This is a genomic window from uncultured Bradyrhizobium sp., assembly GCF_936928535.1.
GTDB lineage: Bacteria > Pseudomonadota > Alphaproteobacteria > Rhizobiales > Xanthobacteraceae > Bradyrhizobium.
The window spans coordinates 141,119-150,392 of record NZ_CAKZHY010000172.1 but is presented as its reverse complement, the minus strand read 5'-3'; the positions used below and the strand labels follow the sequence as shown (position 1 = coordinate 150,392).

Below are 9,274 nucleotides of genomic sequence, written 5' to 3'. Positions count from 1 at the left end.
GGCGCCTGCCGCGTCGCCGCGGCCACCGCCGCATGCGCGCCCGCCGCGGGCCGTTTGCCGATCTCCGCCGCACCTTGCGCGACAGCGTCCGCAGCGATGGCGAGATCTTGCGGCTCGGGCATATGAAGCGGCGCCAGCGCCCGCGGAAATTCCTGCTGCTGATCGACGTCTCGGGCTCGATGAAGAGCCGCACCGAGGAGAACATGAAGCTGGCGCACGCGCTGGTGCAGGCCGCGCCCAATGTCGAGGTCTTCACTTTCGGCACGCGCCTCACTCGCGTCACCCGCGCCTTGCGGGTGAAGCGCCGCGAGCAGGCCCTCAATGCGGCTACGCATCTCGTCAGCGACTGGGACGGTGGCACTCGCATCGGCGATGCGCTGCAAGCCTTCCTCGCGGTGCCTCGCTTTGGCGGTTATGCGCGCGGGGCAGCAGTGGTTGTCGTCTCGGATGGACTCGAGCGCGGCGAACCCGATGCGCTGCGCGATGCGGTGGCAAAGCTGTCGCGACGGGCCTGGCGCGTGAGCTGGCTGACGCCGTTGGCGACCGGACGAGACTTCCGTCCGCAGACCGAAGCGCTCAAGGCGATCGAGCGCTTCGTCGATGACCTCGTCGACGGCGGATCGAGCGCGTCTGTTGTCGCGCATATCCTCGCGCTGGGGCGAAGGAGGGCTGCGTGACCGAAATTGTCGATGGGCATCATCATATCTGGCGGCAGGCCGACCTGCCCTGGCTGGTCGGCCCGATGCAGCCACGCATTTTCGGCCCCTACGAAGCCATCCGGCGCGACTATCCGATCGAGGAATATCTGGATGACCTCAGGGGCAGCGGCGTCACCCGCTCGGTCTATGTCCAGACCAACTGGGCCAACGACCGTTTCGAGGACGAGGCCGCCTGGGTGCAGCGGACCGCCGATGAGCACGGCTGGCCGCACGCCATTGTCGCCTATGCCAATTTCGCCGTCGACGACGTACGCCCACAGCTCGACCGGCTGAAGCGCTATTCCCTCGTCCGTGGCGTGCGCATGCAGCTGCACTGGCACGAAAATCCGCTCTATCGTTTCGCGGTCAAGCCCGATCTCTGCGTCGATCCCATGGTCCGCCGCAACGTCGCCCGTCTCGCCGATTATGGCTGGAGCTTCGATCTACAGGTTTTCACGCCGCAGATGCCGGATGCCGCGCATCTTGCCGACTCCTGCCCCAAGGTGACCTTCATCCTCCAGCATGCCGGCATGCTCGAAGACCTTTCCCCCGCGGGCCGCGCCGCCTGGCGCGCGGGCATGGCCCGGCTCGCGACCTGCCCGAATGTGGTCTCAAAGCTCTCGGGCCTCGGCACCTTCATCCATCGCAACGACCCCGCGCATATCGCCGCGGTGGTGATGGATACCGTCGCGATCTTTGGTGCCGAGCGCTGCCTGTTCGGCTCGAATTTTCCGATCGAGAAATTGTGGACCGGATATCGCGAGCTCGTCGAGGCATTTCGCGCCGCGGCCGCGCCGCTGAGCCCCGAACAACAAGATGCGATCTTCGGGGGCACCGCGACGCGCGTCTATCGACTTTAACAGACAAGAACAGAACAGGGAGGGAAACGAATGGCGCTGGAGATCAAGATCCTGGACTACGGCGATATCGAGCTGGAATCGAGCTTCCTGGTGCTCGGTCGCGATTGCGGCCGCACCCGCCGCGTCCTCACGCTGGGCTTTTTGATCCTCGGCGGCAAATATCCTGTCGTGGTCGACACCGGCTATCGCTCCAACCAGATCATGGAGACGCTGGGCATGCGCGGCCTGCAATACCACGAGAACATGATCGAGAACCAGCTAGCGCGCTATGGCGTGCGCATGGGCGACGTCCGCTTCGTCTGCCACACCCATCTGCACATCGATCACGCCGGCAAGGACGACCTGTTCCCGATGAACACGACGGTCGTACTCAATCGCAAGGAGCTGGAATATTCCGTCTCCGGCCTGATGCATCCGCAATATCCCGCGCCCGATATCAAGCATTTGATCGACCGGCTGCATACCAAGAGCGCGCTGCGCTTCCTCGACCTCGAGATCACCGGCCCGATCGAGCTGATGCCCGGCGTCTATTGCGACGCCGCCGGCGCGCACACCGAGGGCTCGATGAACATCATCGTCGAGACCGCCGACGGCATCGCCACCATCTGCGGCGACGTCATCTACGATTTCAACGACCAGATCGTCACGCCCTTCCACGAGATCCACGACTGGGAGCCGCGCACCACAGGCAATCACGGCACCACCAAGCGCGCAGAGAAGGCCGCGATCAAGAAGCTGCTCAGCAACTCGCGCTATCTGCTGCCGGTGCACGACCGCCCCGCCAAGATCGAAGGCGGCAATGTCGTCGGCCGGCTGCACGACCAGGTCCCCGGACCGATCGTGCAGTCCCTGCCCGCTCGCAACTGGTTCCCCGCCTAGCATGATGTGAGGATGGTCCGATGACACACGTCACCTTGCGTTCTGAATTCGAGACCCTGATCGACCCCTACGCGCCCGTCGCGCAGATCGGCACAGGCTTTGACTTCACGGAAGGACCGATCTGGCATCCGGTCGATCATTACCTCTTGTTCTCGGATATGCCGGGCGACGTGCGCCGGCGCTGGGACGCGCGGCGCGGCGTCGCCGAGGTCAAGCGTCCATCGAACAAATGCAACGGCATGACCTACGATGCCGAGCTCAATCTGATTGTCTGCGAGCACGCGACCTCCTCGCTGATCCGTGAGCGGCCGGACGGCAGGCGCGAGGTGTTGGCCTCGCACTTCCAAGGGCAGGAGCTCAATAGCCCGAACGATGTCTGCGTGCACTCCTCGGGTGCGATCTATTTCTCCGATCCCTGGTACGGCCGCATGCCGGTCTATGGCGTCGAGCGGCCGCGCCAGCTCGGCTTCCAGGGGGTCTATCGCGTGGTGCCCGGCGGCGAGCCGAAGCTGGTGGTGGACCGCAATCTGTTCGATCAGCCGAACGGACTCTGCTTCTCACCCGACGAGAAGCTGCTCTATGTCAACGACACCGTGCAGGCGTTGATCCGCGTGTTCGATGTCAATGCCGATGGCACGCTGGCGAACGCGCGCGTGTTCGCGAGCGGCATCCGCTCCGAGCTCGAGGCGGGCGTGCCCGACGGCATGAAGTGCGACCAGCACGGCAATGTCTGGGTCACCGCGCCCGGCGGCGTCTGGGTCTATTCGCCGCGCGGTGAGCTGCTTGGAAAGGTCCGCGTGCCCGAGCTCGTCGCCAACCTCGCCTGGGGCGGGCCGGATTTCCGCACGCTCTATTTGACCTCGACGCATTCGGTCTATGCCATCGCGACCAAAACAGGACCGCGCCACGAGCCCTATATGAGCGGCAGGCGCAGTGCTGGTGGCCCCGCGAGCGCCGGCCCTGCTGCTGCAGCGCCGATCCTGGCTGATGGCGAATTGCGGCTCGATCCGAACCGCTGCGCCATGATCATCCAGGATCTTCAAAACGACGTCATCATGGATGGCGGCGCATTCGCCGATTCCGGCGCGCCAGGTCATGCCAAGCAACAGCATGTCGTCGAGAATGTCCGGCGCCTGGCGGAGACCGCGCGGGCGCGCGGCGTCGCCATCATCCATGTCTGGTTCGTGGTCGAGCCCGGCGCGCCGGGCGTGACGCTGAACGCGCCGCTGTTCGAAGGCCTGGTCGACAGCAAGGCCATGGTGCGCGGCAGCTGGGGCGCCGCGCCGGTCTCCGGCCTGGAGCCGCGACCAGGCGACTTCGTCGTCGAGAAGATGCGCATGAGCGCCTGGGAAGGCACACGGCTCGAGACGATCCTGAAAGCCACCGGCCGCGACATGATCATCAACACCGGTGCCTGGACCAACATGTCGGTCGAGCACACCGCCCGCACCGGCGCCGACAAGGGCTATTTCATGATCGTACCGGAGGATTGCTGCTCGACCATGAATGCCGACTGGCACTCGGCCTCGATCAATTTTGCCATGCAGAACGTCGCCGTGGTCACGCGCGCCGATGCCGTCATCAGAGCGCTGGGATGAGCGGTGGCGAAGCTCCTGCACCTCTCCTGCTCGCCCCGTGCCGATTCCGAGTCGAGCGCCGGCGCGCGCATCTTTCTTGACGGCTTTCGCCAGAGCCGCCCCGATTGGGACATCGACGTCGTCGATCTCTGGCGCGAGAGGATGCCGGAATTTGTCGGTCCCATCGTCGAGGCCAAATACGCGCGGATGAAGGCACAGACCTTCAACGATGCACAACGCAGCAGCTTTGCCGAGGCCGAGCGGATGGCACTGCGCTTTGCGCTGGCCGACCGCGTGCTGATCTCGACGCCGATGTGGAATTTCGGCATCCCCTACAAGCTGAAGCAGTGGTTCGACATCATCATCCAGCCCGGCCTGACATTCCGCTTCGAGCCGGTTCAGGGCTACCTTCCGCTGCTGAAGGACCGACCGACTATCGTCATCCTCGCTTCCGGCAGCGATTTTGCGACCGGCATGAACCGCGGCCGCATCGACATGGCGACGCCATACTTGCGCGAAGCGCTCCGCTTCATCGGCGTCAGCAATGTCAGCTTCGTGCCGATCGGGCCGACCGTAGGTCCCACCGAGCCGATCCGCGCTGCGCGCGAGACTGCGCATCGCCGCCTTGCCGACATGGCAAAGCGGTTCTGAGCCGCGCTATCAGGCGATCGCCATCCCCGACACCTTGTCGAAAAGGTGCGTCCGCTCCAGATCGAGCGCAACGTCAATGACATGATCCGGCGCCGCCGCCACCCCCCCCGGCATCTGCGCCGTGAACGGAAACGTGCCGACGGTGCCGATCACCAGCGTATGTGGCCCGAGCGGCTCGACGTCTTTCACCATGATACGGACGGAAGAGCCCGCCGGGGCGTCCTGCCGCAGCACATGGTCGGGCCGCACGCCGAGCACGACCGGCTTGCCGACGCTGCCCGCATAGGCCGCCTCGCGGGATTTCGGCAATTTCAACGACGTTCCCGACGGCTCGGTAAAGACCAGCGCTCCATCGCGAGCGGCGATTTCGCCGTGGATGAAATTCATGCTGGGTGCGCCCATGAAGCCGGCGACGAAGAGATTGGCGGGCTTCTCGTAGATCGTGATGGGATCGGCGGCCTGCTCGATCCGTCCTTTGTTCATCACCACGACACGGTCGGCCATGGTCATGGCTTCGACCTGGTCATGCGTGACATAGACGATCGTCTTGGCAAGGCGGCGGTGCAAGGCCTTGATCTCGGTCCGCATCTCGATACGCAGCTTGGCGTCGAGGTTCGACAGCGGCTCGTCGAACAGGAACACGTCCGGGCTGCGCACGATGGCGCGTCCGATCGCGACGCGCTGGCGCTGCCCGCCGGAGAGCTGCTTCGGGCGACGGTCCAGATATGGCTCGAGGTCGAGCACCCGCGCCACGTCCTGGACGGCTTTCGCGATGCCGGCGCGCTGCTCACCCCGCACCTTCATGCCGTAGCCGATGTTCTCCCCGACCGTCATATGCGGATAGAGCGCATAGTTCTGGAACACCATCGCGCAATTCCGCAGGCCCGGGCGCAGCTGCGTCACATCGCGCTCGCCAATGCGGATGGTTCCGCCGGTGACGGTCTCGAGGCCTGCAATCATGCGCAAGGTCGTGGTCTTGCCGCAGCCCGACGGGCCGACGAGCACGACGAACTCCTCGTCGGCCACGTTCAGATCGAGCCCCTCGATGATCTTGTAGGGCCCGTATGCCTTGCTGACGTTCTCGATCTCGACGCGCGCCATGGAATCCTTTTTCCGTCCTTTGAAGTCGACGGTCAACAAGACCCGGATGACGCTGACGCATCATCCGGGGAAGTCTCAGCGGAGGTTAGTTCTTCGTCTGGTTCTTCAGTTAGTTCTTGGGCGGTAGGCCCATCGCCGCACGATAGGCGGCGAGCTGTTTTGCACGACCGAACTCGTCGGTCAGGCGATTCCATTCCTTCGCGACCGTATCAAGCGCGGCCTGCGGCGTGGTCTGGCCGGCCAGCGCCTTGCCAAGCTCAATCTCCACGACCTCGGTGTAGGAGAAATAGCCGGGCAGACGCATGTCGAGCGCAACGTTCTTGCCGTTGATGGAGTCGGCCTGCGCGCCGAGATATTCCTTGGCTTCCTGCGGCGAGAAGATCTTGCTCCACAGCTCCAGATTTGCGGTGTGCGATTTGCGGTAGGGGTTGACGCCCGTGCCGCCGGTGATCGCAGCCTGGCCGGAGACTTCGGGGCTGGTCAGCGTCTTGATGAAATCCCACGCCGCCTCCTGGTGCTTGCCAACCTTCGGCACGGCAACCTGCCAGCCACCGAACGCCATGAAGGGCGCAGGCAGGACTTCGGGGAATTTGTCCCACTTCTTGGTCTTGGCGTTCCAGATCTCGTCGGAGCCGGGCAGCACGGCAGAGCCGACCTTGCCTGAGATCTTCGACTGCTTGGGATCGGCCGCGATCACGCCGGTGTCGCCCCAGCCGATCGATTCCGCGACCTGGCCGCCGGCCACCGCCGCGTTGACCTCGCCGAACGAGAAGTTCAGCGCATTGGGCGGTCCGAGCTTGGAGGCGCGGATATACTCTTCCAGCCCCTTCACCCAGCCAGGATTGTTGATCTGGGCATCCATGGTCTCGGGATCAAAGAACATCGCGCCCGGATAGTTCGGGTTGTTGGTATAGGCAGCCGCGTGGCTGAAGAAGAACCAGAACTGTTGGCCACCGCGACGGAAGGCTTCCGCGGTGCCCCACAGTCCCTTGTCGGGACGCTGGAAGAATTCCGCGATGTCGAGATATTGCTTCCAGGTTTTCGGCGGCGCCAGATCGTAGCCGTACTTCGCCTTGAACGCGTCCTTCTCCTTGGGATCGCTGAAAAGGTCGGTGCGATAGGTGTAGGTGTGGACGTCGCCGTCCATCGACTGCGAGTAGATCTTGCCTTCCCACACCATCAGGCGTTCACGGTAGGCCGGCTCGACATCGTCCCAATCCTTGCCTGATTGCATCGCCTTCGGCATCTCGCTGAGATAGGGCACGAAGTCGGGCAGCCAGGCCGGTGCGAAACTGACGAGGTCGAAGGTCGCATCCGAGGCCGTCAGCGACGTCACGATCTTCGGGTAGAGCTCCGACCACGGAAATTCGACGACATTGACCTTGCCGCAGGTCTTCTTGGTCCATTCGTCCGCACCGAGCTTGAGCGCGGAGGCGATATAGGGGCCGGTCTGCGACGCCACCGTCAGGGTGACGCCGGAGTAGTCGGGGCTACAGGCCGCGTTCGCCTGGCTCGCGGCGCAAGCCACGGCAAGCGAAGTCGTCAACATCAGAAACGTCCGTCGCAACATCGTCCAGTCCTCCCTAGATAGGTTTTTGCTATTTGATTGCGCCGAGCAGCAGGCCCGACCGCATCATGCGGCTGAGCAGACCCGCCATGATCATCATCGGAATGATGGCGACGAGCGCCGCGGCCGAGATCGCCCACCATTCGTCGCCGCGCTGGCTGTTCTGTCCGGCCACCAGGATCGGCAGCGTCTGCCATTTGGAATTGGTCAGGAACAGCGCGAACAGGAACTCATTCCAGACAAAGGCCAGCGTGATCATGAAGGTCGCCAGCAGCCCGTTCATCGACATCGGCACCACGATGCCGAGGAAGATGCGCCAGCTCGGTACGTTGTCGACCATTGCGGCTTCCTCGACCTCGATCGGGATCGCCTCGAAGAAGTCGCGCATCAGCCAGACCACGATCGGCAGCGAGAATGCGACGTAGCACAGCGTGAGGCCGACGAAGCTGTCGATGAGCTGGAAACCCAGACGGCCGATCTCGCTGTAGAGCAGATACAGCGCAAAGGCCGTGACGATTGGCGGAAACATGCGCTGGCTGACGAACCAGAACAGGATGTCCTCGTTGCCGAGGATCGGGCCCGGCAGCGGCAGGCGGTTGGCGATGATGGCAACGACCAGCGCGATCGGGAATGCAAGCAGCAGCGCCTGGGCCCGGGTGAAGCCGAGATTGTTGCTGAACAGCAGATAGCCGCCGAGCGCAAGCAGGAAGAAGATCAAGCCGGCGCCAAACCGCACCTTGAACTCGAACCTGACAAGCGCATAGGCCGCCATCGCGCCGATCGCGGTGGCGATCGCCGCCGCCGATAAGCCGACGATGGTCGAGTTCAGGAAGGTCCGGAAGAATTCACCGCGGATGCCCTGGTAGAGATCGATGAAGGGCTGAAGCGTCGGCGTGAAATCGACGAACGGGATATAGGTCGGACCGCCGACCACGCCCGGCGGCGTCTTGAAGGCGGTCACCAACACCCAATAGAGCGGGAACGCCGTGATCACGCACCAGACGAGAACGCCTGCTGCGACGAAGCGCCGGCTCCAGCTCGACAGTCCGGTGAGGCCCTGCCCGCTCATCGGCTCTTCTCCAGATGCGGCCGCAGCAACGCCAGATAGGTGACGCCGATGATCGTGATGGCGATCAGGAACAGGAAGCTCAGCGCCGAGGTGTAGCCGAGATTGAACTTCTTGAAACCCTCCTGATAGGCGAACAGGGTCAGCGTCTCGGTGTCGACGCCCGGTCCGCCACCGGTCATCACGAACACGGTGTCCATGATCTTGTAGCTCTCGATCAGGCGGATGAAGACGACCGTGGCGGAGATCGGCAGCATCATCGGAAAGGTGATGCCCCAGAATTGCTGCCAGGCGCTGGCGTTCTCGAGCTCGGCGGCCTCGTAGACGTCTTCAGGCAGCGTTTGCAGGCCGGCCAGCATCATCAGGATCACGAACGGCGTCCATTGCCAGATCTCGACCGCAATGATGCAGCCGAGCGCCCAATGCCCGTTAGTGAGGAACGGCAGGTTTGCGAGGCCGAACATGGAGAGGAACTGGTTGAGCGGCCCCATGGTCGGGTTGAAGATCATGCGGGCCACCAACGCCACGGCAACCGGTGCCAGCAGCATGGGCAGCAGCAGAGCGACGCGGAACAGCCGTTCGCCCGGCACGCGCGCATTCAGCGCGAGCGCAACGCCAAAGCCAATGACGTATTGCAGCCCGACCGCGATGAAGGCGATCAGGGTCGTCGTGAGGATCGCGTTCCAGAAGCGCGGCTCCTGCAACAGCGTCACATAATTGCCGAACCACACCACGCGCGGCGGGATCGGCGGAATTAGGCGGTAGCTGAGGAAGCTCGTGGTGAAGGAATAGATCAACGGAAAGATCGAGATCGCCAGCACGACGAGCACCGCCGGCCAGATGAAGACATGCTTGATCGGATCGTTCCGCATCAT

9 protein-coding genes are annotated in these 9,274 nt (G+C 63.7%); 5 read left to right on the top strand and 4 right to left on the bottom strand.

Features of this window, described 5'->3' with window-relative positions:
- The 5 genes from Q0687_RS35065 to Q0687_RS35045 all read left to right on the top strand — a co-directional run.
- Positions 1-677 (top strand): VWA domain-containing protein (locus tag Q0687_RS35065; protein ID WP_298887440.1); only part of this gene is annotated, 677 nt, incomplete at its 5' end.
- On the top strand, positions 674-1,558 hold the full coding sequence (locus tag Q0687_RS35060) for an amidohydrolase family protein (protein WP_298887437.1): 885 nt from the start codon (positions 674-676) through the stop codon (positions 1,556-1,558). The genes Q0687_RS35065 and Q0687_RS35060, both read left to right, overlap by 4 nt.
- A gap of 30 nt (positions 1,559-1,588) precedes the next feature.
- Positions 1,589-2,437 (top strand): MBL fold metallo-hydrolase, encoded by an 849-nt coding sequence (locus Q0687_RS35055; RefSeq protein ID WP_298887434.1) that lies wholly within the window; start codon positions 1,589-1,591, stop codon positions 2,435-2,437.
- 20 nt (positions 2,438-2,457) lie between these two features.
- Positions 2,458-4,035 (top strand): isochorismatase family protein, encoded by a 1,578-nt coding sequence (locus Q0687_RS35050; protein WP_298887431.1) that lies wholly within the window; start codon positions 2,458-2,460, stop codon positions 4,033-4,035.
- Positions 4,036-4,038: 3 nt separating this feature from the next.
- Positions 4,039-4,665: an NAD(P)H-dependent oxidoreductase gene (locus Q0687_RS35045; protein WP_298887428.1), complete on the top strand. Its 627-nt coding sequence runs from the start codon at positions 4,039-4,041 to the stop codon at positions 4,663-4,665.
- Between the two features lie 9 nt (positions 4,666-4,674).
- Here Q0687_RS35045 and ugpC read toward each other — a convergent pair whose 3' ends face one another.
- The 4 genes from ugpC to Q0687_RS35025 all read right to left on the bottom strand — a co-directional run bounded on the left by ugpC (position 4,675) and on the right by Q0687_RS35025 (position 9,274).
- On the bottom strand, positions 4,675-5,766 hold the full coding sequence (ugpC, locus tag Q0687_RS35040; RefSeq protein WP_298887425.1) for a sn-glycerol-3-phosphate ABC transporter ATP-binding protein UgpC: 1,092 nt from the start codon (positions 5,764-5,766) through the stop codon (positions 4,675-4,677).
- Between the two features lie 109 nt (positions 5,767-5,875).
- Positions 5,876-7,315 (bottom strand): extracellular solute-binding protein, encoded by a 1,440-nt coding sequence (locus Q0687_RS35035; protein WP_298887423.1) that lies wholly within the window; start codon positions 7,313-7,315, stop codon positions 5,876-5,878.
- A gap of 49 nt (positions 7,316-7,364) precedes the next feature.
- Positions 7,365-8,402: a carbohydrate ABC transporter permease gene (locus Q0687_RS35030; protein WP_298887418.1), complete on the bottom strand. Its 1,038-nt coding sequence runs from the start codon at positions 8,400-8,402 to the stop codon at positions 7,365-7,367.
- Positions 8,399-9,274: a sugar ABC transporter permease gene (locus tag Q0687_RS35025; RefSeq protein ID WP_298887414.1), complete on the bottom strand. Its 876-nt coding sequence runs from the start codon at positions 9,272-9,274 to the stop codon at positions 8,399-8,401. The genes Q0687_RS35030 and Q0687_RS35025 overlap by 4 nt, the downstream gene beginning before the upstream one ends.

Bases quoted from the DNA above. Each gene is read 5' to 3' on its own strand.
- Q0687_RS35055 (WP_298887434.1), top strand. From the start codon at position 1,589: ATGGCGCTGGAGATCAAGATCCTGGACTACGGCGATATCGAGCTGGAA.
- Q0687_RS35050 (WP_298887431.1), top strand. From the start codon at position 2,458: ATGACACACGTCACCTTGCGTTCTGAATTCGAGACCCTGATCGACCCC.
- ugpC (WP_298887425.1), bottom strand. From the start codon at position 5,766: ATGGCGCGCGTCGAGATCGAGAACGTCAGCAAGGCATACGGGCCCTAC.
- Q0687_RS35035 (WP_298887423.1), bottom strand. From the start codon at position 7,315: ATGTTGACGACTTCGCTTGCCGTGGCTTGCGCCGCGAGCCAGGCGAAC.
- Q0687_RS35030 (WP_298887418.1), bottom strand. From the start codon at position 8,402: ATGAGCGGGCAGGGCCTCACCGGACTGTCGAGCTGGAGCCGGCGCTTC.
- Q0687_RS35025 (WP_298887414.1), bottom strand. From the start codon at position 9,274: ATGATGCGGAACGATCCGATCAAGCATGTCTTCATCTGGCCGGCGGTG.